Genomic DNA, 25,613 nt, shown 5'->3' with positions numbered 1-25,613 from the left:
CGATTCGGAGATCAAAAACCAGGATCCCAATCTACTTCAATAACGCCAGTAGAGAGATCGACTTTCCTGATAACCTGTTCATCAAGAAACGGAATTAACCGCTCCTGCACACCGAACGCATCCTTCAGGTTTGCCTTAACGACGAGAACGTCGTTCGAGCCGGTTTCCATCATATCGATGACTTTACCCATCTCGTAGCCGTCGAGGTTAACCACCTGGCAACCCATAAGGTCTTTCCAGTAGTAGTCGCCCTCTTCCAGCGATGGCAACTGCGTCGAGTCAACCTGAATTTCGCAATTGGTTAACTGAGCCGCCGCATCCCGATCGTCAACGCCTTTAACTTTGATGATCAGGTCCTGATTATGGTGCTTCCAACTCTCCAGTTCGATCTGCTGCCATTTACCGGCGCGCTGGATAAACCAGGGTTGGTAGTCGAAGATGCTTTCAGCGTCTTCAGTGGAGGAAAACACTTTGAGCCAGCCGCGAATACCGTAGGCGGCTCCCATTTTACCCAACACCAGTGGATTAACGGGAGGCTGTGCGGCAAGTTGTCTGCTCATGCTCACCACCGTGACAGATTAAGCTGCTTTCTTAGCTTCTTTGACCAGCGCGTTAACGCGATCAGAGAGTGTTGCGCCCTGGCCAACCCAGTGCTCGATACGATCCAGATCCAGACGCAGACCTTCAGCCTGACCAGATGCGATCGGGTTGAAGAAACCAACGCGCTCGATGAAACGACCGTTGCGTGCATTGCGGCTGTCAGTGACGACGACCTGATAGAACGGACGCTTTTTAGCGCCGTGACGTGCCAAACGAATTGTTACCATAACATCCTCTTCAGTTAATAAAACACCCGGCCCCCATCGAGGAACGGGGTCCGGGTGCTGTATAAAAAGCCCGAAAATTTTACTCATTTTGGCGCAAAAAGCAACCTAAACCGCGTCCTTTCGGGCTTTTTTGTGGAACACTTAGCGTCCAGGGAAACCTGGCGGCATCATACCTTTCATGCCGCGCATCATTTTCGCCATTCCGCCCTTCTTCATTTTCTTCATCATACGCTGCATGTCGTCGAACTGCTTCAGTAAGCGGTTAACGTCCTGCACCTGCATACCGGAGCCGGTAGCAATACGGCGCTTGCGCGAGCCTTTGATGATTTCAGGCTTCTGGCGTTCTTTACGCGTCATCGAGTTGATGATCGCTTCCATGCGCACCAGCACCTTGTCATCCATTTGTGACTTCACGTTATCCGGCAGCTGCCCCATGCCTGGCAGTTTGCCCATCAGGCTGGCCATCCCGCCCATGTTACGCATCTGCTTTAGCTGCTCAAGGAAGTCATTGAGATCGAAACCGTCACCGGTTTTCAGCTTCTTCGCCAGCTTCTCCGCCTGATCGCGGTCAACCTTGCTTTCGATATCTTCGATCAGCGACAGCACATCGCCCATGCCGAGGATACGCGAAGCGATACGCTCCGGATAGAACGGCTCCAGTGCATCAGTCTTCTCACCGACACCCATGAACTTAATCGGCTTGCCGGTGATATGACGAATCGACAGCGCCGCACCACCGCGCGCATCACCATCCACTTTGGTCAGGATAACCCCGGTGAGCGGCAGCGCTTCGTTAAAGGCTTTGGCGGTATTCGCCGCATCCTGACCGGTCATGGCATCGACCACAAACAGCGTTTCTACCGGATTAATCGCGGCATGAACCTGTTTGATTTCGTCCATCATCGCTTCGTCAACGTGCAGACGACCCGCAGTATCCACCAGCAGAACATCGTAAAACTTCAGGCGTGCTTCACGCAGCGCATGGTTAACAATGTCGACCGGCTTCTGGCTCAGATCGGATGGACAGAAGTCTACACCCACCTGTTGCGCCAGCGTTTCCAGCTGTTTGATTGCCGCCGGACGATAAACGTCGGCAGAAACCACTAAGACTTTCTTTTTATGCTTCTCACGCAGGAACTTACCCAGCTTACCGACGCTGGTGGTTTTACCCGCACCCTGCAGGCCGGCCATCAGCACTACGGCAGGCGGCTGCGCAGCCAGATCCAGCGCATTGTTTTCTGCACCCATCGCCGCAACCAGTTCGTTACGGACGATCTTGATGAACTCCTGACCTGGCGTCAGGCTTTTATTCACATCGTGCCCAACCGCGCTCTCTTTCACGCGATTAATGAAGTCACGCACTACCGGCAGCGCAACGTCTGCCTCAAGCAGTGCCATGCGAACTTCACGCAGGGTCTCTTTGATGTTCTCTTCAGTCAGCCTTCCGCGGCCGCTGATATTGCGCAGGGTTTGCGACAAACGATCGGTTAAATTATCAAACATGGTCTCTCACTTAAAAAGATCGCGAGGCGCCTGATCGGCAGAATGCGGCGGATTATAACACGAAGCCTCAGCGATCTCTGCAATTGCCCCTCAGATCGTTTGGTGCCAGCTGCGGCTGGCGCTATACTGCCGTTTTCCTTATCTGACTGATACCCGAAAGGATCTATGTTCGTTTTCGCGATAGTGGCGCTGTTCGCCTACTCCCTTAGTCTTGCACTGATCATTCCCAGCCTGTTGAAACGTAACGGCGGCTGGCGGCGAATGGCGATGCTCTCTGCCTGCGTCGCGTTGATTACTCACGCGGTGGCCTTGCAGCAACGTATTTTTGCCGTCGACAGTGGACAGAACTTAAGCCTGCTCAATATCGGCTCGCTGGTCAGTCTGTTGATCTGTGCCATCATGACCATTGTGGCGTCCCGCAACCGTGGCTGGTTACTGCTGCCGATTGTTTATAGCTTCGCGCTGATCAACCTCGCCTTTGCTACTTTTGTGCCCAATGCGTTTATCACTCATCTGGAAACCACCCCAGGCATGATGATTCATATCGGCCTCTCGCTGTTTGCCTACGCGACGTTGATCATCGCGGCGCTGTATGCGCTGCAACTGGCGTGGATCGATTATCAGCTGAAAAACAAGCGACTGACCTTTACCCAGGACATGCCGCCACTGCTGACGATTGAACGCAAGATGTTTCACATCACCCAGGTCGGCGTAGTGCTGCTGACGCTGGTGCTGTGTACCGGCTTGTTTTACATGCAGGATCTTTTCAGCGCGGAAAACGTCGATAAAGCGGTGCTCTCCATCATCGCCTGGTTTGTGTATATCGTTTTGCTGTGGGGGCACTATCATGAAGGTTGGCGTGGACGTCGTGTGGTGTGGTTTAACTGCAGCGGCGCATTGTTATTAACCATGGCCTACTTTGGCAGTCGCATCCTACAGCACCTGCTTATCCCTACCTCTCGTTAAAAAGGAAGTTCTGCGTTGGAACATGTTTCAACCACCACGCTGATTGTTACGCTGATCATCATGGTGCTGGTTTCGGCTTATTTTTCGGGCTCTGAAACCGGCATGATGACTCTCAATCGCTACAAGCTGCGCCATCAGGCTAAAAATGGCCACCGCGCTGCCCGTCGCGTCGAAAAATTGCTGCGCCGCCCTGACCGCCTGATTAGCCTGGTGCTGATCGGCAACAACCTGGTCAACATTCTTGCTTCTGCCCTCGGTACCATCGTCGGGATGCGCCTGTATGGTGATGCCGGCGTTGCCATCGCCACCGGTGTACTGACCTTCGTGGTGCTGGTGTTTGCCGAAGTGTTACCAAAAACCGTGGCGGCGCTCTATCCGGAAAAAGTCGCCTATCCCAGTAGCTTCCTGCTGGGTCCGTTGCAATACATTATGTTGCCGCTGGTCTGGTTGCTGAACACCATTACCCGTCTGCTGATGCGGATGGTCGGTATTCGCGCTGACGGTTCTGTCAATTCCGCGCTGAGTAAAGAAGAGCTGCGTACCATTGTTTACGAATCGCGTAACCTGATATCACGCCGTAATCAGGACATGCTGTTGTCCGTCCTCGATCTCGAGAAGGTCAGTGTGGATGACATCATGGTGCCGCGTAATGAGATCGTCGGCATCAACATCAACGATGACTGGAAATCGGTGGTCCGCCAGTTAAGTCATTCGCCACACGGCCGCATCGTGCTGTTCCGGGATTCGCTGGATGACTGCGTCGGCATGCTGCGGGTGCGTGAGGCCTGGCGCATGATGACCGAGAAAAAAGAGTTCACCAAAGAGACGCTGCTGCGCGCTGCCGATGAGATCTACTACATCCCGGAAGGCACGCCGCTCAACACCCAACTGGTGAAGTTTCAGCGCAATAAGAAGAAAGCCGGACTGGTGGTTGATGAGTATGGCGATATCAAAGGACTGGTGACGATAGAGGATATTCTGGAAGAGATCGTCGGCGATTTCACCACCTCGATGTCGCCTTCGCTGGCTGAAGAAGTGATGCCGCAGAATGATGGATCGGTGCTGGTTGAAGGCAGCGCCAACGTGCGTGAAATCAACAAGGCGTTTAACTGGCATCTGCCGGAGCAGGAAGCCCGCACCATCAATGGCATGCTGCTGGAGGCGCTGGAGGAGATTCCTGAGGTGCAGACCCGGGTGCAAATCAGTCAGTACAACATCGACATCCTCGATGTGCAGGATAACATGATTAAACAGGTCCGCATCACACCGACCACGCCGTTAAAGAAATCTATCGGCTCTTAAGCCATAAAAAAACGCCGCAATAATAATGCGGCGTTTTTTTTAGCAGAAAAGTCCTGACTAGATGTGCAGTTCTTTCAGCTTCTCAGCAGGCAGTTTCAGATCTTCGTTGCGGTTAACACCGATATCATGTGCCAGCACATTGCGGGCGATCTGCTGCGCTTCTTCCAGCGAGTGCAGCTTGTAGCTGCCGCACTGGTATTCGTTCAGCTCAGGGATCTGGTTCTGATCTTTAACTTTCAGAACGTCTTCCATCGCCCCTTTCCACGCTTTTGCTACGCGCTGCTCGTCTGGCGTACCAATCAGGCTCATGTAGAAGCCAGTACGGCAACCCATTGGCGAGATATCAACGATTTCAACGCCGTCACCGTTCAGATGATTACGCATGAAACCGGCAAACAGGTGCTCCAGCGTATGAATGCCACGTTCAGTGAGGATATCAATGTTCGGGCGGCAAAAACGCAGGTCAAAAACGGTAATCGTATCGCCATGCGGAGTCTTCATGGTTTTCGCAACGCGTACGGCGGGAGCGGCCATGATAGTGTGATCAACGGTAAAACTGTCCAGTAGTGGCATACGTCACCTCCTGTTTTAAGAATTTTTTTTAAAACGATGAAACTTTTCTGTTCGCCCAACGTCTGAATATATGAAAGACGCGCATTTGTTATCATCATCCCTGACAACAGAGATGTTAATTTGGCCACATTGATGTGGCCTTTTTCTTTTCTATCCTTCCCGGCTCGCCAGATAAGCCTCAAAATCCAGTTTGTCATCGGCTTCAAGCGCCTGCTGTGCTGCCACAGACTCCTTCGCCTGACGACTGAAATCGTCTTCGCTCAGCACTTCCAGCTGCTCTTCGCAAAGCAGATGGCGATACTGTTCCGCTAACGCCACACCGGTACCGGTAACACCATTGTCCTTCATCGCCTGAAGGATGCGCGCCGAATAGGTTAGCTCAGGATCGTCGAACGATGCCACCAGTTGATCGCAAACTTGTTGATATTGCGTGCTGCCCTGGTTGTTGCTGTCTAAAACTTCCGCCACCCGACGCAGATCGGCAAACAGTGTCTTACCGACTTCAACCAGCGAATGCTCCGCTTCACCACAGCCGACCGCAATTTTCTGATCCGGCTTACGCCCTTCCAGCACCACTCTATTCCAGTTTTTACGGGTACACTGCAGCTCGTCAGCGCTCATTTCCGGCGCGTCAGCCAGCGTACACCAGATCAGGAACAGGTCGAGGAAGCGCACCTGGTTCTCGTCCACGCCAATCGCTGAGAACGGGTTAATATCCAGCGAGCGCACTTCAATGTACTCAATGCCGCCACGCAGCAGCGCGTCAGAAGGCGCTTCACCCGAGCGCGTAACGCGCTTAGGCCGGATAGGCGCATAGAGTTCATTTTCAATCTGCAGCACGTTAGTGTTGAGCTGGAGCCAGTTGCCGTCGGCATCTTTGGTGCCCATCTCAGCATACTCTTCCGACGGCGTCTTGATCGCTTTCTTCAGCGCAGTGACATAGCCTTCCAGTGAATTGAAGGTAATGCCCAGCGCGCTCTGGGATTTGTTGGTATAGCCTAAATCGCTCAGACGCAGCGAGGTGGCATACGGCAGCCACAGGGTATCTTTATCGTTAGTTTCAAACGGCAGTGCGCTCTCGCGGCCCTGCAGGAAGCTGGAACTGATGGCGGGCGACGCACCAAACAGATACGGGATCACCCAGCCAAAACGATAATAGTTACGGATCAGTCGCAGATAGCCGGCAGAGATGGTCTCTTTCCCGCTTTCCTGATCTTTCACATCGGCCCATTCCTGCCAGAAAGAGAGCGGCAGCGAGAAGTTATAGTGAATACCGGAGATGGTCTGCATTAACGCGCCGTAGCGGTTTTTCAGCCCCTGGCGGTACAGCGTTTTCATCTGGCCAATATTGGATTTCCCATACTGTGCCAGTTCAATCTTGTTCGCATCGTCAATCTCGCACGGCATGCTGAAGGGCCACATACGCTCTTCGCCGAGTTCACGGGCAACATGACGATGAATATCACGCAGGAAAGCCAGCATGTGATCGATGCTGTGATCCACTGGCGTAATGAACTCCAGCAGCGTTTCGGCAAAGTCTGTGGTAATCCAGTCATGCTTCAGCGCCGAACCCAGTGATTCGGGGTGACCGGTTTCCGCCAGCTTACCGTCTGCCTGCACGCGCAACGTTTCACGTTCGATGCCACGGCCGATACCCTTGAGGGCATCAGGATGCGCTTCCAGCCAGGAGAGCGCTTTAGATACGTCCGGGATCACATTAACCTCCCGCTGTGAGAATAATTTATTTTTGTTCAGCATAATGTTAACCGTAGCCTCGAATCTGTGCGAATCAATGCCACCATTGCATACCCTGTAATGTGGCGGTCGCGATAACGATATAACGCAGTGTTTTACCGACAGCGAGATACAACATCGCCGGTAACCAGGCGAAGCGTAACCAGCCTGCAAGCACGCAGAGCAGATCACCTATCACTGGTAACCAGCTAAATAACAGTGCTGCAGGACCCAATCGGTGCAACCACGTCATTGCTGTGTCATGCCATCGCCCCTGACGTTTTAACGGCAGCAAGCGACCAAGAAAAATGTTGGTTAAGCCGCCCAAGGTGTTTCCCAGTGATGCGGCCAAAAGCAACCCATAAACTGACGTCTTTTTTGCAATTAATAGTGCTATCAGCAGTGCTTCAGAGCTTCCTGGCAGGAGCGTCGCACTTAAAAAACTGCTGCCGAACAATGAGGCATAGGCGAGCATCTCACTCACAGTAAGCGGACGTCCACCACATCCATCCCTGCCGCTTTCGCCGCCTGAACGCCAAAATCTGCATCTTCGAAAACCACACAGCGCTCTGGCGCCACGCCCATCAGCTCGGCGCAGCGTAAGAAGGTATCTGGTTCAGGTTTATGCCGCTGTACGTCATCAGCGCCGACCACGGCGGAAAACAGCTCACGCACGCCCAGCTGCGTCAGTAACGCATCTGCCATGCTGTGTTCACTGCCGGTACCGACTGCCATAGGACGACGCCCGTGGTAAGCCTTCACCACCTCCATCAAAGGAAGCGGCTGAACATTTTCCAACAGCATGGCTTTCACTGCGGCGGTCTTTTCGGCGGCAAGAAGATGAGGATCGTGAGACGACTGATTCGTTTCGATGATGAACTGCGCCAGTCGCCAGGTAGGAGCACCATTAAAGCCGACAATACGCGCTTCATCCAGCGTCATTCCATAACGCGCCAGTACCTGACGCCACGCTTTTCGATGTGTCGGCTCAGTATCGAGAATGGTGCCGTCCATATCGAAAATCAGGGCGTCGTATTGATCGTACATAGTCACTCCGGACCTCCAACAAATGAGACATTACTTTAGCCTAATGTGCACAGGTTGTCGCCAGGGGGGATGAACAGCAAATGCTTTGAAAGCATTAGCAATTTTTCTTTTCAGATAAAGGTGATCGTCTGCGACCGGCAATAACCGTACGAAATTGCAGCATTTTTTATCCGCAGAGGGTAAACCGGAGCTGGCTGGCATCAATTAAAAGCCAGCAATAGAAAACCGGATTTACGCGCTAACCGTCAGCAGAAAGAGCCAGGCCAGACAGCCTGTTAGCCGGGTTGATAAAGCAGATAGGTTTTGCGATTAAACGTGAGCAGTAGAGGAAGAAATGCAAAGGGCTCATTCAGAGGAGGCACCAGTGCGGGCCGTTGCTGAGGCAACGTTATGCACGTTAGTGCAGCCTGAACAATGAGAACGCTATAAAACGCTGAGGAGATAATGATATCGAAAGAGATGGTGCATCCAGGAGGATTCGAACCTCCGACCGCTCGGTTCGTAGCCGAGTACTCTATCCAGCTGAGCTATGGATGCAACGGAAATCTGGGGGATTGCGGAGCAGGTTGCTAACCGGCAAAACAGCAAAGTGAAGAGTGCATCGCGGATAATGTCTCAGCTTACTTTACGGCCTGCGGGCCGTTGCTGAGGCAACGCTATCCTCGTTAGTGCAGTCTGACGATTTTCACGCTATGACACACTAAGGCACTTCCCTATCCGAAGATATGGTGCATCCAGGAGGATTCGAACCTCCGACCGCTCGGTTCGTAGCCGAGTACTCTATCCAGCTGAGCTATGGATGCATTGGGGAATTACTTTTTATGGACTTTCAGAAATCAACCTGGGAATGATACGAAGAATGGTGCATCCGGGAGGATTACTCAGCTTACGCTTCGCCCTGCGGGCCGTTGCTGAAGCAACGTTATCCTCCTTAGTGCAGTCTGACGATTTTCACGCTATGACACACTGAGGCACTTTCCATATTCGAAAATATGGTGCATCCAGGAGGATTCGAACCTCCGACCGCTCGGTTCGTAGCCGAGTACTCTATCCAGCTGAGCTATGGATGCATTGATTTAATTCTTGTACAACGCAGGGTGCTAACTACTCACCATGAAAGGAATTGCTAGTTCACTTTGTTTTTATTCCGATGGTGCATCCAGGAGGATTACTCAGCTTGCGCTTCGCCCTGCGGGCCGTTGCTGATGCAACGTTAACCTCCTTAGTACGACCTGAACACTAATTGCGTCATGTCACACTGAGGCACTTCTCCACATTCGAAAATATGGTGCATCCAGGAGGATTCGAACCTCCGACCGCTCGGTTCGTAGCCGAGTACTCTATCCAGCTGAGCTATGGATGCATCGGAAATGGCGGTGAGGGAGGGATTCGAACCCTCGATACAGCTTTTGACCGTATACTCCCTTAGCAGGGGAGCGCCTTCAGCCTCTCGGCCACCTCACCTTACGCGTTCTTCCGAACTGCGCCGCTGAACTTTGTTTCCGCTCATCGGCACTGCGTGGCGCACATATTACTTTCCCGCACTTATAAGTCAAACAATTTTTCCGAAGGTTTGTTTGATTGAACAAATGACAGACAATTGGGCCAAAATGACGGCAAAAAGAGTGAATTATCAACAATGAAAGATGATGCAGTTAACAAAAAAGGGAATAAGGGGGAGAAAAGAAAAAGGGGGGAATGGGTCGATAAAGCGGTAGCGCCTCGCACAGGTGCGAGACGCTGAATCCGTTAAACGCTGGTTTGTTGCGTTTTTTCAGCCTGGATGCGTTGATAGATCTCTTCGCGATGCACAGACACTTCTTTCGGAGCGTTAACCCCGATGCGAACCTGGTTACCTTTAACACCCAGCACCGTTACAGTCACCTCATCACCGATCATGAGGGTTTCACCAACTCGACGAGTTAGAATAAGCATTCTTTGCTCCTTGAAAGATTAAAAGAGTCGGGCTTGTACAGGCTCCCGGCATTATCCATCATTTAACGCTGCACAATGAGTATGACAAATACACCAATGCACATCGATGCGCTAATACATTCTGCTGATAGTTAGTTTAGCCGGAATACACTACATCAACCTGACTTTGTCATTTGCTACTCTGACATCGTATGAAAAAGCGCCGGAACAACCGTTCTGACGCTTTATACGATGCCTTGTTTTAATTCACTTACAGACGGCTGCTGACCCAGTCCTCAACCCCTGCTAACGCGCCTTTCAGGGCCGCCACATCGGTTCCGCCAGCCTGCGCCATATCCGGGCGTCCACCGCCCTTGCCGCCGACCTGCTGCGCCAGGCCTGCAATCAGTTCACCGGCTTTAACCCGGTCAGTCAGATCTTTGGTCACGCCAGCGATTAACGACACTTTACCTTCCGCAACCGTCGCTAACACAATGATGGCCGAACCCAACTGGTTTTTCAGGTCATCCACCATGGTACGCAACATTTTCGGCTCAACGTTATTCAGCTCACTGACCAGCAGCTTCACGCCTTTCACATCGATGGCACTGCTGCTCAGAGACGCGCTCTCCTGCGCTGCTTGCTGATCGCGCAGTTGCTGCAACTCTTTCTCCAGCGCCCGTACGTGATCCACCAGACCACGTACTTTTTCATTCAGGTTGCTGCTGTTGGCTTTCACCAGCTGCGCCAGATCGTGCAGCTGGCTGCTCTGCGCATTGACCTGCGCCAGGGCGCCTTCACCGGTAATCGCTTCAATACGACGAACACCCGCCGCAGTGCCTGACTCAGCCTGGATACGGAACAGACCGATGTCGCCGGTACGTGCCGCGTGCGTGCCGCCGCACAGCTCAACCGAGAAATCACCCATGGTCAGGACGCGCACGCGCTGATCATATTTTTCGCCAAACAGCGCCATGGCACCTTTAGATTTCGCCGCCTCAAGATCCATCACGTCGGTTTCAACCGGCAAGTTGCGACGAATCTGCGCGTTGACAATATCTTCGACCTGGCGAATCTCCTGAGGTTTCATCGCTTCGAAATGCGAGAAGTCAAAACGCAGGTATTTATCGTTAACCAGAGATCCCTTCTGTGCAACATGCTCACCTAATACCTGACGCAGCGCGGCATGCAATAAGTGGGTTGCAGAGTGGTTAAGACGGATACGCGCCCGGCGTGCCGCATCAACTTTTGCTTCAAGGCGATCGCCGATACGTAACTGCCCTGCCGTCAGCTTACCGATATGACCGATTGCCTGACCATATTTTTGTGTGTCCTGTACGCTAAATTCAGCATTCTTCCCTGTCAGCACGCCGGTATCGCCGACCTGACCGCCTGATTCGCCATAGAATGGCGTTTCATCCAGTACCACAACCGCTTCCTGGCCTTCGGTGACTTCATTCACCGACTCGCCTGCCACGTACAGCGCTTTCACCGTCGCGGCTAAATCCAGCTGGTCGTAGCCTTTGAACGAGGACGCCGCATCGATACGAATAACGTTGCTGTAATCCGCGCCGAAACCACTCGCTTCACGTGCGCGCTGGCGCTGTTGCTCCATCGCCTGCTCGAAGCCCGCTTCGTCGATCTTCAGATTGCGTTCGCGGCAGACATCAGCCGTCAGGTCAGCCGGGAAGCCAAAGGTATCGTACAGACGGAAGACCGTTTCGCCATCCAGCGTATCACCCTGCAGTTTCGCCAGCTCTTCGTCCAGCAGCGCCAGGCCGCGTTCCAGAGTCTTAGCGAACTGCTCTTCTTCGCTTTTCAGCACCTGCTCAACCTGAGCCTGCTGACGCTGTAACTCTTCACCGGCCGATCCCATCACCTCAACCAGCGGCGCGACCAGCTTATAGAAGAATGCGTCTTTCGCGCCCAGCATGTTGCCATGACGTACGGCACGACGAATGATGCGACGCAGCACGTAACCACGGTTCTCATTCGACGGGATCACGCCATCGGCAATCAGGAATGCACAGGAGCGGATATGATCGGCAATCACGCGTAGTGATTTATTGCTCAGATCGGTGGCACCGGTCACCTGCGCTACCGCCTGGATCAGTTTCTGGAACAGGTCGATTTCATAGTTAGAGTTGACGTGTTGCAGTACGGCAGTAATGCGCTCCAGGCCCATGCCGGTATCAACCGACGGTTTCGGCAGCGGCAGCATGGTGCCATCCGCCTGACGATTGAACTGCATGAAGACGATGTTCCAGATCTCAATGTAGCGGTCGCCATCCTCTTCCGGGCTGCCTGGTGGTCCACCCCAGATGTGATCGCCGTGATCGTAGAAAATTTCGCTGCAGGGACCGCAAGGGCCGGTGTCGCCCATCTGCCAGAAGTTATCTGACGCGTAAGCCCCGCCCTTGTTGTCGCCGATACGGATAATGCGTTCGTGCGGCACGCCAATCTCGTTGGCCCAGATGGCATAAGCTTCATCATCGGTTTCATATACCGTAACCCACAGACGCTCTTTTGGCAGGCCGAACCACTGCTCGCTCGTCAACAGTTCCCAGGCAAAAGCGATTGCCTCTTTCTTGAAGTAGTCACCAAAGCTGAAATTACCCAGCATTTCAAAGAAAGTGTGGTGACGTGCGGTGTAGCCGACATTTTCAAGATCGTTGTGTTTGCCACCGGCACGCACGCAGCGCTGTGAAGTGGTCGCACGTGAGTAATCACGCTTGTCCTGGCCGAGGAAAACATCTTTGAACTGGTTCATTCCGGCGTTGGTAAACAGCAACGTCGGATCGTTATTCGGTACGAGGGAGCTGCTGGTTACAACCTGATGTCCCTTGCTATGAAAAAAGTCGAGAAACGCTTGACGGATCTCAGCAGTGCTCTTGCTCATATATATCCTGGAATCACGCTAACGAACGTTCCATCTTTTCCGCGATGCCACATCCTGGCGGCGCCTGATTAGAGGAACAAAAAGTGGGAATAAGATAAATTTTCTTCAGTGGGAAGTAAAATTACATCGGCTTTTAGTCGTCAAAATTTCTGAAAACGGACTGAATATCTTCGCTCATGAAGCCTTTTGACTGTAGATAGCGTAGTACTTTGGCTTTCTCTTTCCATTCTTTCGGTAACGGGTGTCCGAATTTACGTTCAGCCAGCTGGGCAGCACAGGCAGACCAGTCCACCTCGGTCTCTTCCATCGCAATATCAATCGCCTCGCGATCGATCCCCTTCTGCGCCAGTTCCAGACGTACCCGCTGTGAACCAAAACCTTTGCGGCTTCGGCTCTGAATAAAACGTTCGGTGAAACGCGCGTCGTTTAGCCAGCCATTTTCCTGGCACCAGTTGAGCACTTTTTCCAGCAGCTCTTCGGTGACGATTTCCGGCTCTTTCTGCTGTGCCCACGCCGCACGCTGCGCCGACTGTTGCAGCTTACGCGCTAATTCGGCACGACTGTGATCGCGCTGTCCAAGAATGCGCATCGCACGGTCGAGCAGACGAGAAAAAGAGACAATGTTGGGTTGGGGCTGGGATTGTTCAGACATACTGCGCACCTTGTACTAACGGGAAGGGGATTATGGCGACAGATCGGGAGAGAAGAAAGGTAAGAAAGAGAGGGTAAGTGGTAAAAAACAACGGGAGTGGATTTCTCCACCCCCGCGTGAGTGATTAGAAGTCTTCGTTCGCTTCACTGGCTGCGTTTTCAACTTTGTCAGCAGACTGCTCTGCGGCAAGCTTATCGTCAGCGCCGTTCAGTAACATTTCACGTAACTTCAGATCAATCTCGTTTGCGACAGCCGCATTCTCTTTGAGGAAGTTGCTGGCATTCGATTTACCCTGACCAATCTTATCGCCCTGGTAGCTGTACCATGCACCCGCTTTTTCGATCAGCTTGTGCTTCACGCCCAGGTCGACCAGTTCGCCGAAGGTGTTGATGCCTTCGCCGTACATGATCTGGAACTCTGCCTGTTTAAATGGCGCCGCGATTTTGTTTTTCACCACTTTAACGCGAGTCTCACTGCCCACCACGTTATCGCCCTCTTTGATAGCGCCGATACGGCGGATATCAAGACGGACAGAAGCGTAGAACTTCAGCGCGTTACCACCGGTAGTGGTTTCCGGGTTACCAAACATCACACCAATTTTCATACGGATCTGGTTGATGAAGATCAGCAGGGTGTTGGACTGCTTCAGGTTACCGGCAAGCTTACGCATCGCCTGGCTCATCATACGTGCCGCCAGGCCCATGTGTGAGTCACCGATTTCACCTTCGATTTCCGCTTTCGGCGTCAGTGCCGCCACGGAGTCGACAATGATTACGTCAACCGCGCCTGAGCGGGCCAGCGCATCACAAATCTCCAGCGCCTGCTCACCGGTGTCTGGCTGCGAACAAAGCAGGTTGTCGATGTCTACGCCCAGTTTCTTGGCGTAAACCGGATCCAGCGCATGCTCAGCATCGATAAAGGCACAGGTTTTGCCTTTACGCTGTGCTGACGCGATTACCTGCAGGGTCAGCGTGGTTTTACCTGAAGACTCTGGCCCGTAAATCTCAACGATACGGCCCATTGGCAGACCGCCTGCGCCTAACGCAATGTCCAGCGACAGCGAACCGGTAGAGATGGTTTCCACATCCATTGAGCGGTCTTCACCCAAGCGCATGATGGAGCCTTTACCAAATTGCTTCTCAATCTGGCCCAGCGCGGCAGCTAAAGCCTTTTGTTTGTTTTCATCAATCGCCATTTCAACTCCTAATCAAGCCGGGTAAACACGCACTCAGGGGTGCCTGCACTCTTTCTGTTGCCGACAATTATACTGTATAGTCATACAGTATCAAGTTTAATTTGTCAGAAATTCGCCATACAGCCGCCGTAGTGCCCAGGCGACGGACTGGCGGCGTACCGCCTCACGGTCACCGGAGAAATGCTGCTGAAAAGTCAGGACCTTATCCTGCGGACCGGCAAAACCGAACCAGACGGTGCCGACCGGTTTTTCCGCACTGCCGCCATCCGGCCCGGCAATACCGCTCACGGAGATGGCGTAGTCTGCCCGGGCGGCGTGCCTTGCGCCCAGCGCCATTTCGCGCACCACGGCTTCACTCACCGCTCCGTACTGTTCCAGCGACGTTGCCTGAACGCCCACCAGCTGCTGCTTGGCATCATTACTGTAGGTCACGAAGCCGCGTTCAAACCAGGCTGAGCTGCCACTGATGTCAGTAAACACCTTGGCAATCCACCCTCCGGTGCAGGATTCTGCACAGGTTACGGTGGCGTTTTGCTGCTTAAGCTTCTCACCGATCTGCGCGCTAAGCGCCTGCAACTGCCGATCATCCATCGTGTTTCTCCCTCAGGTGGTGCAATGAAAGTGGTGCAACACCGCCACTTTTTCAAGCCCTGTCTTAAGTATTGCCCGCTTTTTGCGGCCTGTTTTCCCTTAACCTCAGCTTTTTTTCACGGCAACGATAAAAAGACGCGGGAAAGCGAGCAGAACCTGACCATCGCGCTGCGCCGGATAGGCGCTGAGCAAACGCTGATGATAGGCCGCCAGAAAATCCGCCTGTTCGGCTTCATCCAGCATGGCCAGAAACGGGCGCAGGCCGGTCGCCTGTAGCCAGCTGATAATCGCCTGTGCATCGGCCATCACGTGATAATAGGTGGTGCGCCAGATATCCACGTCACAGCCGGTGCCGGTGAGCAGATCGTAATAGTCGCCGGTCGGGAGCAGCTGTTTACGGTCCGCCGTTTTGGCATCAATACGGGAATGCCAGGGTTCAGACGCCGCCACGTCGCGCATCAATCGATGCGAGGGCTCATTGAGATTATCGGGCATCTGCACTGCCAGCACGCCGCCGGGTGCCAGTTGTTCCACCAGATGAGGAAACAGCGTCGCGTGGTTATCCAGCCACTGTAGCGACGCATTGGCATAGATCACCTGCTGAGGCGTTTCTGCCTGCCAGCTGCGAATGTCCGCCTGTACAAAGCGGCAGTGCGGTAACCGTTCGCGCGCCTGGGCTAACATCGCTGCTGAACTGTCGAGCCCGCAGACCGTGGCCAGCGGCCAGGCTTCAGCCAGCAATTCGGTGCTGTTGCCCGGACCGCAGCCCAAATCGGTCACCTGCTCAACCTCTTCAACGCTGATGTGCGCCAGCAGTTCACGTGCCGGGCGGGTGCGTTCCGCCTCAAACTTGCGATACAACTCAGGATCCCACTCTTTCATGCTCACCTCCGGTTTGGTTATCTGACGTGACCGATCGATAAGACGCTTTAAACGCGGAAAAGTGCGACCTGTTGCTCATTTCTGAATCGAATACTGGCGGTGCTAAGGCGGAATAATTAAGTTAAAACACTGTTTCATTTTCCCTAAACGCTACTCAGGAGTGAGTCATGACTGCAGAATCTGCCTTTGCCGGCGTCTGGTGTCCCTCGGTAACCCCGTTTAATGCGCAGGGTGCGATCGATATCGATGCGCTCGGACGCCATTTTTCGCGCCTCAACCGTTCAGGCATTGATACCTTACTGATCATGGGCAGTATTGGCGAGTTCGCCTCATTGACGCAGCAGGAACGCTTACAGCTGATTAAAGAAGCCCGTCCCCTATCGCCGCTGACAATGGTGGCTAATGTCTCCGCTACCTGCGTCGCGGATATGCTGTCGCTGGCTGAAGCGGCATGGGAAAGTGGTTACGACGCGGTGATGGTTCTGCCGCCCTACTACTACGGCCAGACGCAGAACCAGCTGATGCATTATTTTGAAACGCTCGATCAGCAGTTAGGCGGCAAGTGGTTTGCCTATAATTTTCCGGCGCGCACCGGCTGCGACCTCTCCCCCACGCTGGTCGCCGCGTTAGCGGCAAAACTGCCGAATTTCATCGGCATTAAGGATACCGTCGACTGCCTGTCGCATAACCGGGCAATGATTGACGAGACGAAAAAGGTACGCAGCGATTTTGCGGTGCTGTCGGGCTATGACGAATATCTGTTGCCCAATCTGCTGGCGGGTGGCGCCGGGGTAATCTCGGGACTGAACAATATTGTGCCGGAGGTTTTTGCCCAAATGATGCAGGCGTGGCGTGACGGCAATATGGCTGAACTGACGCGTATCCAGCAACAGATTGGCCGGATGATGGCGATTTACAGCATCGGTGATGACTTTGTGACCACGATAAAAACCGCGGTGTCGCGTCGCTATGATTCAATGCGTAGCGCATCGCGTAATTACGGTGGCACTTTAGACGCGCAACAGTGTGCGGCGCTCGATCGGTTATTCAGCTAATCAGCATTACGGGCGCCTCCCTGCGCCCGCCAGCCTCAGTTCTTTTTGACGAACTCAGACTTCAATTTCATCGGACCAAAACCGTCGATCTTACAGTCGATGTTGTGGTCCCCTTCAACCAGACGGATGCTTTTCACTTTGGTGCCAATCTTCAGCGACGAAGAACTCCCCTTCACCTTGAGATCTTTAATCACTGTGACGCTGTCGCCATCTGCCAGCAGATTGCCGTTAGCGTCACGCACTTCCAGCGACTGATTGCTGCTGTCACTTTCCGCCTCAGTCCAGATATGACCACAGGAAGGACAGTTAAGGTTATCGCCATCTTGCCAGGTGTAATCGGCGTGACAGGCTGGGCAGGCAGGTAAAGACATAACGACTCCAGAGATAACAAGGGCTGATGGGCCTGAAAAAGGGCGTCATCATATAACCTTACAGTTGATAAGGACAGTCTTTATAGCATTCCGCCCTGCCGCGCCTTGCTAACGGCCTCGCCTAACTGCCACACCGCCATCGCGTAATGGGTGCTGTGGTTATAACGGGTAATGACATAAAAGTTGGGTAAACCGTACCAGTACTGATAGCTGGTGCCCAAATCAAGCCGTAGCAGGCTCACCTGGTCGTTGCCATTGAGTGAGCCCTGCGGCGACAGGCCGGAGGCAGCCAGCATGCCTACGCTGTAGCGAGTCTTGAAGCCATCTTCAAGCAAGGGCGCCTGACCACTGGCCGGGACCGCAATGTTTTCGCCGCTGCGCCAGCCGTGCTGCTGGAAGTAGTGCGCCACGCTGCCGATGGCATCAACCGGATCCCACAGGTTGGCGTGGCCATCACCGTTGAAGTCCACCGCGTACTCTTTGTAGGACGATGGCATGAACTGACCATAGCCCATCGCCCCGGCAAACGAGCCTTTCAGCGCCAGCGGATCGTCCTGCTCATTACGCGCCATCAACAGGAAGGTTTCCAGTTCGCTGCTGAAGTAAGCCGCGCGACGCGGATAGTTGAAGGATAAGGTCGCGAGCGCATCCAGAATACGCGTTTTCCCCATCACGCGCCCCCAGCGGGTTTCAACGCCAATGATGCCGACGATGATTTCAGGCGGCACGCCGTAGACCTGCTGCGCGCGTTGCAGCGCATCCTGATATTGATCCCAGAAGGCGACGCCGTTTTGGACGTTGTCCGGCGTAATAAACTTATTGCGATAGCGAATCCAGGCACCGTTAGGTCCCGGTGCCGGCGTATAGCTCGGTGCCTGGCGATCCATCAGGCGCAGCACATAGTCCAGCCGCTTTGCCTGACCAATAATGTTGTGCAGTTGCTGGCGATCGAAGCCGTGCTTCTCCACCATCTGATCGATAAATTGTTCTGCCGCCGGGTTGCCGGCAAAGTCACCAAACATCGCGGATCCACTGTGCGACGGCTGGAGCAAGAATCCACCTTGCGGTGCAGCCAGCATCTTTTGCTGTTGGGGGACTTCAGGTTTGCTGCTGCAGGAGGCCAGTAACGGGATGAACGCAAGGAGAGCTAGCTTGAGACGCATCGGTAATCCATAAACGAGGGGGTAGATTCAGATGCGCTAATAGTAGTCGTTCAGCGCAACGACATACAGGTCAAATTCTTAAAAAAACGTCAAGAAACTGCCCCGAAAAACGGTCACCGGACGCGCTGTGCCGGTGACCGTCACCTCGTCAGCGGCGATTTCTCACCAGTTGATAACGACGGGTGAGATACTCCACCGGCGCGCTCCAGATATGCACCAGGCGGCAGAATGGAAACAGCAGGAATAACGTCATTCCCAGCACCATATGTAGCCGGTAGATCAGAGCCACGCCGTCAAGATGATGGGATGCACCGCCATGGAAGGTCACCACTGCCTGCGCCCAGCCCACCAGCTTCATCATCTCGCTGCCATCCATATGCTGTGCCGAGAAAGGAATGGTCAGCAGTCCGAGGGTAGCCTGCGCCACCAGTAAGCTCAGGATAAGGATATCACCGACGCTGCTGGTTGCCCGCACCCGAGGGTTAGTCAGACGGCGTTTCAGCAACAGTGCGCCACCGGCCAGCGTCATCGCGCCAAACACGCCACCGGCAATCATCGCCAGCTTTTGCTTCACGTCGAGCGGCAGAAAGGATTGATACATCCAGTGAGGCGTCAGCATCCCGACGATATGGCCGAAAAAGATACCGATGATGCCGATGTGGAACAGGTTAGAGGCGAGCCGCATCCCTTTTTTATCCAGCATCTGGCTGGAACCGGCGCGCCAGCTGTACTGCCCGTAATCGTAGCGCAGCCAGCTGCCGACCAGAAAGACCGTCCCGGCAAGGTAGGGGTAAATATCAAAGAAGAAAGTGTTGAGAAAATTCATGCTGATTCTCCTGTGGCGCGCGGAGTAGCCTGAGCGATATCCAGATACTGCGGCGCAACCGCTGCGGCGAAACGGCGCTGATGCGCGGCCTGTTGCGCCGAGGCGCAGCCCTGTTCGCCAAGAAATTTAACCTGCTCCTCTTCCCAGACGGCATCCAGGGCCGCCGGGGTATCGTCGCGCGCTTCCTGTGCCACCTGCGGCCGTAAGGCGTCAGGCTGAATAGCGGTACCCGAAAGCGTTAACAGCGCACTGAACAGATCGGCATAGGGACTTTCACGTTCCACCAGCCGCGCCGCCAGGAGCGCCAGGATCGGCGCGATATCCTCTAAACCCTGACGCACCTCATCAGCCGTTTTACAGGCGAGGTATTCAAGGTAAAGCGGGAGATAATCAGGCAGCTCTTTGCTATCCAGCTCCAGTCCGTCGGCCCGATACTGCGCCAGCAGATCGACCATCGCCTGACCGCGATCGCGTGACTCACCGTGCACATGTTCAAACAGCAACAGCGAGGTGGCGCGGCCGCGATCAAACAGTTCGCAGTAATCAGCCTGAACGTCGAGCAGTGGCCGGGCGCAGAGCTGGTGGATAAAGTCCACCAGCCGTGCCCTCTGCGCTGGGTCGAGTTCAGGGGCGCTTTCCAGCGCCTCAATCAGGTTCTGATGGTGGCTAAACAGCGCCTCATCCGGGTAATCCAGCAGGCGCGACAGCACACGTAGCGCAATCATGATGCATCCTCCGGGCGTACGGTTTGTTTAGTGATGTCGATGGCATCGATACGGCGGCTGTTGAACAGGTTGAATTTGCTGTCGCTGCCGTGGCAGCCATCGCCGAAGCTAAAGCCGCAGCCTTTACTTTCCGGGAAGGCTTCACGTGCCAGTTCGCGATGGCTGGACGGCACCACAAAGCGATCTTCGTAGTTGGCGATAGCCAGATACCGGTACATCTCCTGCGCCTGCGCTTCGCTCAGACCGACCTGTTCCAGCGCCCGGACATCGCGTTTACCTTCGACGCTTTCTGCCCGCTTGTAATGACGCATCGCCAGCATGCGTTTCAGCGCCAGCAGCACCGGCGCGGTATCACCGGCGGTCAGCAGGTTCGCCAGATACTCGACCGGAATACGCAGGCTTTCAACGTCCGGCAGCACGCCGGTGTGCGCCAGTGCACCACCGTCGACGGCTGACTGAATCGGTGACAACGGCGGCACATACCACACCATCGGCAGGGTGCGATATTCCGGATGCAGCGGCAGCGCCAGCTTCCAGTCCATCGCCATTTTGTACACCGGCGAACGTTGCGCCGCGTCAATCACGCTTTGCGCTACGCCATCTTTCAGCGCCTGGGCGATCACCGCCGGATCGTGTGGATCGAGGAAGATATCCAGCTGGCTCTGATAGAGATCTTTTTCGTTCTCTGCTGAGGCGGCCTGTTCAATACGGTCTGCGTCATACAGCAGTACGCCGAGATAGCGGATACGTCCGACACAGGTTTCCGAGCAGACGGTCGGCTGGCCGGCTTCAATACGCGGATAGCAGAAAATGCATTTTTCTGATTTGCCGCTCTTCCAGTTGAAGTAGATCTTTTTGTACGGGCAGCCGGTAAGGCACATACGCCAGCCACGGCATTTATCCTGGTCGATCAACACAATGCCATCTTCTTCACGCTTGTAGATGGCACCACTCGGACAGGTCGCCACGCAGGCAGGGTTGAGGCAATGCTCACACAGGCGCGGCAGATACATCATGAAGGTGTGTTCAAACTGGCCGTAAATATCCTTCTGGATATTGTCGAAGTTTTTATCCTGTGAACGTTTGGAAAATTCACCGCCGAGGATCTCTTCCCAGTTCGGGCCATTTTCGATTTTTTTCATCCGCTGACCGGTGATCAGTGAACGCGGGCGCGCAATCGGCTGGTGCTTACCGGCCGGCGCATTGTGCAGATGCTGGTAATCGAAATCGAACGGTTCGTAGTAATCATCCAGCGCCGGCACATCCGGGTTAGCGAAGATTTTTGACAGCACGCCGACACGGTTTCCCATGCGCGGCTCCAGCTTGCCGTTGATTTTCCGGATCCAGCCGCCCTTCCATTTCTGCTGATCTTCCCAGGCGTGGGGATAACCGACGCCGGGCTTGCTCTCTACGTTGTTGAACCAGGCATATTCCATCCCTTCACGACTGGTCCAGACGTTTTTGCAGGTTACCGAGCAGGTGTGGCAGCCGATACATTTGTCGAGGTTCAGCACCATGCCGACCTGTGAGCGAATTTTCATGGTTTTACCTCCTGCTGGCTGCCCTGACAGGCATCGTTGCCTTCCCCGTCTAACCAGTTAATGTTGTTCATTTTTCTTACCACCACGAATTCATCGCGGTTAGAACCGACGGTGCCGTAATAGTTAAAGCCCCAGGAGAGCTGGGCATAGCCGCCGATCATATGGGTCGGTTTCGGACAGGTACGGGTGACGGAGTTATGAATACCGCCGCGCTGGCTGGTGATCTCTGAACCCGGAATATTCACAATACGTTCCTGGGCGTGATACATCATGGTCATCCCGGCCGGAATACGCTGGCTTACCACCGCACGCGCGGTCAGCGCACCGTTGGCATTGAACGCCTCAATCCAGTCGTTATCGACAATCCCCAGTTCACGGGCATCGTCTTCGCTCATCCAGACAATCGGTCCGCCGCGCGACAGGGTCAGCATCAGCAGGTTATCGCTGTAGGTGGAGTGAATGCCCCACTTCTGGTGTGGCGTCAGGAAGTTCAGCGCCTTCTCCGGATTACCGTTAGGTTTGCTGTTGAGCAGCGGTTTGGCGGCACGGGTATCAATCGGCGGACGGTAGACCAGCAGGCTTTCACCAAAGGCACGCATCCACTCATGATCCTGATACAGTTGCTGGCGGCCACTCAGGGTGCGCCACGGAATCAGCTCGTGAACGTTGGTGTAGCAGGCGTTGTAGGAGACATGTTCGTCTTCCAGACCAGACCAGGTTGGGCTGGAGATGATTTTGCGCGGCTGTGCCTGGATATCGCGGAAGCGAATTTTTTCATCTTCCTTGTTCAGCGCCAGATGGGTATGGTCGCGGCCGGTAATCTCACCCAGCGCCTGCCAGGCTTTAACGGCTACCTGACCGTTGGTTTCCGGGGCCAGCGTCAGGATCACTTCTGCCGCGTCGATGGCCGTGTCGATATTCGGCCGTCCCGCTGCCGGGCCATCCGCTTTGACATAGTTAAGCTGCTTAAGGAAATCGACTTCTTTCTCAGTATTCCAGCCGATGCCTTTGCCGCCGTTACCCAGGGTATCAAGCAGCGGACCCAGTGAGGTAAAGCGCGCCCAGGTGGCCGGATAATCACGCTCTACCAGCATGATGTGTGGCGCGGTTTTACCTGGAATCAGCTCACATTCGCCTTTCTTCCAGTCTCTGGCGTCAAACGGCTGCGCCAGTTCGGCTGGCGAATCGTGCAGTACCGGCAGCGTGACCACATCCGTTTCTACCCCTAAATGGCCAGGGCAGAGATCGGAGAAGGCTTTTGCGATGCCCTTATAGATTTCCCAGTCGCTTTTTGAATCCCAGGCTGGATCGACCGCGGCAGAGAGCGGATGAATAAACGGATGCATATCCGAGGTATTCATGTCGTCTTTTTCATACCAGGTGGCGGTTGGCAGCACCACATCAGAGTAGAGGCAGGTACTCGACATACGGAAATCGAGGGTCACCACCAGATCCAGTTTGCCTTCAGCCCCCTGATCCAGCCACTCCACCTCTTCAGGCTTGACGCCGCCCTGCTTACCCAGATCTTTACCCTGAATGCCGTTTTCAGTACCCAGCAGGTACTTCAGCATATATTCGTGCCCTTTACCGGATGAGCCGAGCAGGTTAGAACGCCAGACAAACAGGTTACGCGGGAAGTTCTGCGGATCGTCTGGCTGTTCGGCGGCGAAACGCAGCGTGCCTTTTTTCAGACTCTCAACGGTGTAATCCAGCGGCGACAGGCCAGCGGCTTGCGCCTGCGCGGCGATACGCAGCGGGTTAACGTTGAGCTGCGGCGCCGACGGGAGCCAGCCCATGCGCTCAGAACGCACGTTAAGGTCGATCAGGCTGCCGCTGTAGCGACTTTTATCTGCCAGCGGCGACAGCAGCTCGCTGGTGGCGAGGGTTTCATAACGCCACTGGCTGGAGTGGTTATAGAAGAACGAGGTACTGTTCATCTGACGTGGCGGACGTTGCCAGTCGAGGCCAAATGCCAGCGGGGCCCAGCCGGTCTGCGGACGCAGTTTCTCCTGACCCACATAGTGCGCCCAGCCACCGCCGCTCTGACCGACGCAGCCGCAGAAGATCAGCATGTTCATCAGGCCACGGTAGTTCATGTCCATGTGATACCAGTGGTTCATACCGGCACCGACGATAATCATTGAACGGCCGCGGGTCTTCTCGGCATTGTCGGCAAATTCACGGGCAATGCGGATGATATTCTGGCGCGAAACGCCGGTGATCTGCTCGGCCCAGGCCGGGCTGTACGCTTTCACCTCGTCGTAGTTTTGCGCGCAGTTGGCATCACCCAGTCCGCGCTCCAGACCGTAGTTTGCCAGCGTCAGATCGTAAACGCTGGTGACCAGCGCTTCGCTGCCATCGGCCAGTTGCAGACGTTTTACCGGCAGCTTATGCAGCAGGATTTCATCCAGCGCGACGCTGTTGAAATGCTCACTGGTGATCCCGCCAAAGTAAGGGAAACCAACTTCAACCACCTCGTCATGGCCACCCAGCAGACTGAGCTGCAGTTGAACTTCCTGCTGCGTCGTCCCGTCACGCTGCTCAAGGTTCCATTTACCTTTTTCACCCCAGCGGAAGCCGATTGAACCCTGCGGTGCCACCAGTTGGCCGGTCGCCTCGTTGATCGCCACCGTTTTCCATTCAGGATTATTATCCTGACCGAGACCATCGATCAGATCGCTGGCTCGCAGCTGGCGTCCGGCGGCGTAAAAGCCACCTTCACGCGGCTCCAGCAACACCAGCATTGGCATATCGGTATAACGACGCACGTAGTCGCTGAAATAGCTGACTTCGCGATCGAGATGAAACTCCTTCAGCATCACGTGGCCCATCGCCAGCGCCATTGCACTGTCGGTGCCCTGTTTCGGATTCAGCCACTGGTCGCACAGCTTGGCAACCTCGGCATAGTCCGGCGTCACCGCCACGGTTTTGGTGCCTTTGTAACGCACTTCGGTAAAGAAGTGCGCATCAGGGGTACGCGTCTGCGGCACGTTTGAGCCCCAGGCGATGATGTAAGAAGAGTTGTACCAGTCGGCCGATTCCGGCACGTCGGTCTGTTCGCCCCAGGTCATCGGTGATGCCGGAGGCAGATCGCAATACCAGTCGTAAAAACTCAGGCAGGTACCGCCAATCAACGACAGATAACGCGCGCCTGCCGCATAGGAGACCATCGACATCGCCGGGATAGGTGAGAAACCCATCACCCGGTCCGGACCGTAGGTTTTCGCAGTGCAGATGTTAGCGGCGGCGATCATCTCATTGACCTCCTGCCAGCTGGACCGCACAAACCCACCGCGGCCGCGCGCCTGCTTATAGCTTTTGGCTTTTTCCGGGTTGCTGATAATCGAGGCCCAGGCATCAACCGGATCGCTGTGCTGCTGTTTCGCCTCGCGCCACAGCTGAATCAGCTTCTTACGCATCAGTGGATATTTCAGCCGGTTGGCGCTGTAGAGATACCAGGAATAACTGGCACCACGCGGACAGCCACGCGGTTCGTGATTAGGCAGATCGGGACGGGTACGCGGATAGTCGGTCTGTTGCGTCTCCCAGGTCACCAGGCCATTTTTCACGTAGATTTTCCAGCTGCAGGAGCCGGTGCAGTTGACCCCATGCGTGGAGCGGACAATTTTATCGTGCTGCCAGCGACTGCGGTAACCATCTTCCCAGTCGCGGTTGCTGTTCAGTGACTGGCCATGTTCGCCAGAGAAAGGCTCCGCCAGCTGTTTAAAATAGCGAAACCGATCGAGAAACTTGCTCATCCGGAATACTCCTGAAGGCTTAATGTGACATTGCTAACTCTGCGTCGGTGAGGACGCAGAAAGTGAATAATGGCCGGCGCGCCACGCCG

22 protein-coding genes and 5 tRNA genes are annotated in these 25,613 nt (G+C 54.5%); 3 read left to right on the top strand and 24 right to left on the bottom strand.

The window, feature by feature from the left end:
- Window positions 1–11: 11 nt before the first annotated feature.
- The 3 genes from rimM to ffh form a co-directional block, all read right to left on the bottom strand.
- The gene (gene rimM / locus ACLIBF_RS05240; RefSeq protein WP_046289605.1) at window positions 12–560 is read right to left on the bottom strand and encodes a ribosome maturation factor RimM; all 549 of its coding nucleotides are present in this window, start codon (window positions 558–560) and stop codon (window positions 12–14) included.
- A gap of 18 nt (window positions 561–578) precedes the next feature.
- A complete protein-coding gene (rpsP, locus tag ACLIBF_RS05235) occupies window positions 579–827 on the bottom strand; it encodes a 30S ribosomal protein S16 (RefSeq protein WP_003849041.1) in 249 nt (82 codons plus the stop codon).
- A gap of 141 nt (window positions 828–968) precedes the next feature.
- Entirely contained in the window at window positions 969–2,330 is a 1,362-nt protein-coding gene (gene ffh, locus ACLIBF_RS05230; RefSeq protein ID WP_159223287.1) for a signal recognition particle protein, read from the bottom strand.
- Between the two features lie 165 nt (window positions 2,331–2,495).
- Here ffh and ACLIBF_RS05225 point away from each other — a divergent pair, with 165 nt between their 5' ends.
- Both ACLIBF_RS05225 and ACLIBF_RS05220 read left to right on the top strand, forming a co-directional pair.
- Window positions 2,496–3,296 (top strand): cytochrome C assembly family protein, encoded by an 801-nt coding sequence (locus tag ACLIBF_RS05225; protein WP_031374775.1) that lies wholly within the window; start codon window positions 2,496–2,498, stop codon window positions 3,294–3,296.
- A 15-nt stretch (window positions 3,297–3,311) separates the two neighbouring features.
- The gene (locus tag ACLIBF_RS05220) at window positions 3,312–4,598 is read left to right on the top strand and encodes an HlyC/CorC family transporter (RefSeq protein ID WP_069728904.1); all 1,287 of its coding nucleotides are present in this window, start codon (window positions 3,312–3,314) and stop codon (window positions 4,596–4,598) included.
- 57 nt (window positions 4,599–4,655) lie between these two features.
- On the opposite strand, the gene luxS is transcribed toward ACLIBF_RS05220, so the two are convergent.
- The 15 genes from luxS to tam all read right to left on the bottom strand — a co-directional run bounded on the left by luxS (window position 4,656) and on the right by tam (window position 16,085).
- On the bottom strand, window positions 4,656–5,171 hold the full coding sequence (gene luxS, locus ACLIBF_RS05215) for an S-ribosylhomocysteine lyase (protein WP_031374773.1): 516 nt from the start codon (window positions 5,169–5,171) through the stop codon (window positions 4,656–4,658).
- 150 nt (window positions 5,172–5,321) lie between these two features.
- Complete coding sequence (gshA, locus tag ACLIBF_RS05210; protein WP_031374772.1) at window positions 5,322–6,929, bottom strand: glutamate--cysteine ligase; 1,608 nt, start codon at window positions 6,927–6,929, stop codon at window positions 5,322–5,324.
- Between the two features lie 31 nt (window positions 6,930–6,960).
- Window positions 6,961–7,389 carry a YqaA family protein gene (locus ACLIBF_RS05205; RefSeq protein WP_031374771.1) on the bottom strand — a complete coding sequence of 143 codons (429 nt, stop codon included), beginning with the start codon at window positions 7,387–7,389 and terminating at the stop codon, window positions 6,961–6,963.
- Entirely contained in the window at window positions 7,386–7,952 is a 567-nt protein-coding gene (gene yqaB / locus ACLIBF_RS05200) for a fructose-1-phosphate/6-phosphogluconate phosphatase (RefSeq protein ID WP_089562569.1), read from the bottom strand. Before yqaB ends, ACLIBF_RS05205 begins: the two co-directional genes overlap by 4 nt.
- Window positions 7,953–8,412: 460 nt before the next feature.
- Window positions 8,413–8,489 (bottom strand) — tRNA-Arg (locus ACLIBF_RS05195).
- A gap of 189 nt (window positions 8,490–8,678) precedes the next feature.
- Window positions 8,679–8,755, bottom strand: a tRNA-Arg gene (locus ACLIBF_RS05190).
- Window positions 8,756–8,945: 190 nt separating this feature from the next.
- A tRNA-Arg gene (locus tag ACLIBF_RS05185) sits at window positions 8,946–9,022 on the bottom strand.
- A gap of 216 nt (window positions 9,023–9,238) precedes the next feature.
- Window positions 9,239–9,315 (bottom strand) — tRNA-Arg (locus ACLIBF_RS05180).
- Between the two features lie 8 nt (window positions 9,316–9,323).
- Window positions 9,324–9,416, bottom strand: a tRNA-Ser gene (locus ACLIBF_RS05175).
- A gap of 285 nt (window positions 9,417–9,701) precedes the next feature.
- The gene (gene csrA / locus ACLIBF_RS05170; protein WP_008927091.1) at window positions 9,702–9,887 is read right to left on the bottom strand and encodes a carbon storage regulator CsrA; all 186 of its coding nucleotides are present in this window, start codon (window positions 9,885–9,887) and stop codon (window positions 9,702–9,704) included.
- A gap of 250 nt (window positions 9,888–10,137) precedes the next feature.
- Window positions 10,138–12,765, bottom strand: coding sequence for an alanine--tRNA ligase (gene alaS / locus ACLIBF_RS05165; RefSeq protein ID WP_069728902.1), 2,628 nt, complete (start codon window positions 12,763–12,765; stop codon window positions 10,138–10,140).
- 133 nt (window positions 12,766–12,898) lie between these two features.
- Window positions 12,899–13,417, bottom strand: a complete 519-nt coding sequence (locus ACLIBF_RS05160) for a regulatory protein RecX (protein WP_031374768.1) — start codon at window positions 13,415–13,417, stop codon at window positions 12,899–12,901.
- A 124-nt stretch (window positions 13,418–13,541) separates the two neighbouring features.
- Window positions 13,542–14,612: a recombinase RecA gene (gene recA, locus ACLIBF_RS05155; RefSeq protein WP_031374767.1), complete on the bottom strand. Its 1,071-nt coding sequence runs from the start codon at window positions 14,610–14,612 to the stop codon at window positions 13,542–13,544.
- A gap of 96 nt (window positions 14,613–14,708) precedes the next feature.
- Window positions 14,709–15,203 (bottom strand): nicotinamide-nucleotide amidase, encoded by a 495-nt coding sequence (gene pncC / locus ACLIBF_RS05150; RefSeq protein ID WP_279810396.1) that lies wholly within the window; start codon window positions 15,201–15,203, stop codon window positions 14,709–14,711.
- A 105-nt stretch (window positions 15,204–15,308) separates the two neighbouring features.
- Window positions 15,309–16,085, bottom strand: a complete 777-nt coding sequence (gene tam / locus ACLIBF_RS05145; protein WP_031374766.1) for a trans-aconitate 2-methyltransferase — start codon at window positions 16,083–16,085, stop codon at window positions 15,309–15,311.
- A 167-nt stretch (window positions 16,086–16,252) separates the two neighbouring features.
- Here tam and ACLIBF_RS05140 point away from each other — a divergent pair, with 167 nt between their 5' ends.
- Entirely contained in the window at window positions 16,253–17,140 is an 888-nt protein-coding gene (locus ACLIBF_RS05140) for a dihydrodipicolinate synthase family protein (protein ID WP_031374765.1), read from the top strand.
- Window positions 17,141–17,175: 35 nt separating this feature from the next.
- Here ACLIBF_RS05140 and ACLIBF_RS05135 read toward each other — a convergent pair whose 3' ends face one another.
- The 6 genes from ACLIBF_RS05135 to ACLIBF_RS05110 all read right to left on the bottom strand — a co-directional run bounded on the left by ACLIBF_RS05135 (window position 17,176) and on the right by ACLIBF_RS05110 (window position 25,524).
- Window positions 17,176–17,511: a zinc ribbon domain-containing protein YjdM gene (locus ACLIBF_RS05135; protein ID WP_031374764.1), complete on the bottom strand. Its 336-nt coding sequence runs from the start codon at window positions 17,509–17,511 to the stop codon at window positions 17,176–17,178.
- 80 nt (window positions 17,512–17,591) lie between these two features.
- Entirely contained in the window at window positions 17,592–18,674 is a 1,083-nt protein-coding gene (mltB, locus tag ACLIBF_RS05130) for a lytic murein transglycosylase B (RefSeq protein WP_031374763.1), read from the bottom strand.
- Between the two features lie 148 nt (window positions 18,675–18,822).
- A complete protein-coding gene (narI, locus tag ACLIBF_RS05125; protein WP_031374762.1) occupies window positions 18,823–19,500 on the bottom strand; it encodes a respiratory nitrate reductase subunit gamma in 678 nt (225 codons plus the stop codon).
- A complete protein-coding gene (gene narJ / locus ACLIBF_RS05120; RefSeq protein WP_279810395.1) occupies window positions 19,497–20,225 on the bottom strand; it encodes a nitrate reductase molybdenum cofactor assembly chaperone in 729 nt (242 codons plus the stop codon). The genes narI and narJ overlap by 4 nt, the downstream gene beginning before the upstream one ends.
- Window positions 20,222–21,766 carry a nitrate reductase subunit beta gene (gene narH / locus ACLIBF_RS05115; protein ID WP_031374760.1) on the bottom strand — a complete coding sequence of 515 codons (1,545 nt, stop codon included), beginning with the start codon at window positions 21,764–21,766 and terminating at the stop codon, window positions 20,222–20,224. Before narH ends, narJ begins: the two co-directional genes overlap by 4 nt.
- Window positions 21,763–25,524: a nitrate reductase subunit alpha gene (locus ACLIBF_RS05110; protein ID WP_256149372.1), complete on the bottom strand. Its 3,762-nt coding sequence runs from the start codon at window positions 25,522–25,524 to the stop codon at window positions 21,763–21,765. The genes narH and ACLIBF_RS05110 overlap by 4 nt, the downstream gene beginning before the upstream one ends.
- Window positions 25,525–25,613 lie beyond the last annotated feature (89 nt).

The organism is Pantoea sp. PGP6, assembly GCF_053474785.1.
Note: the sequence above shows the minus strand (reverse complement) of the source record. Positions and strands in the feature narration are given on the sequence as shown.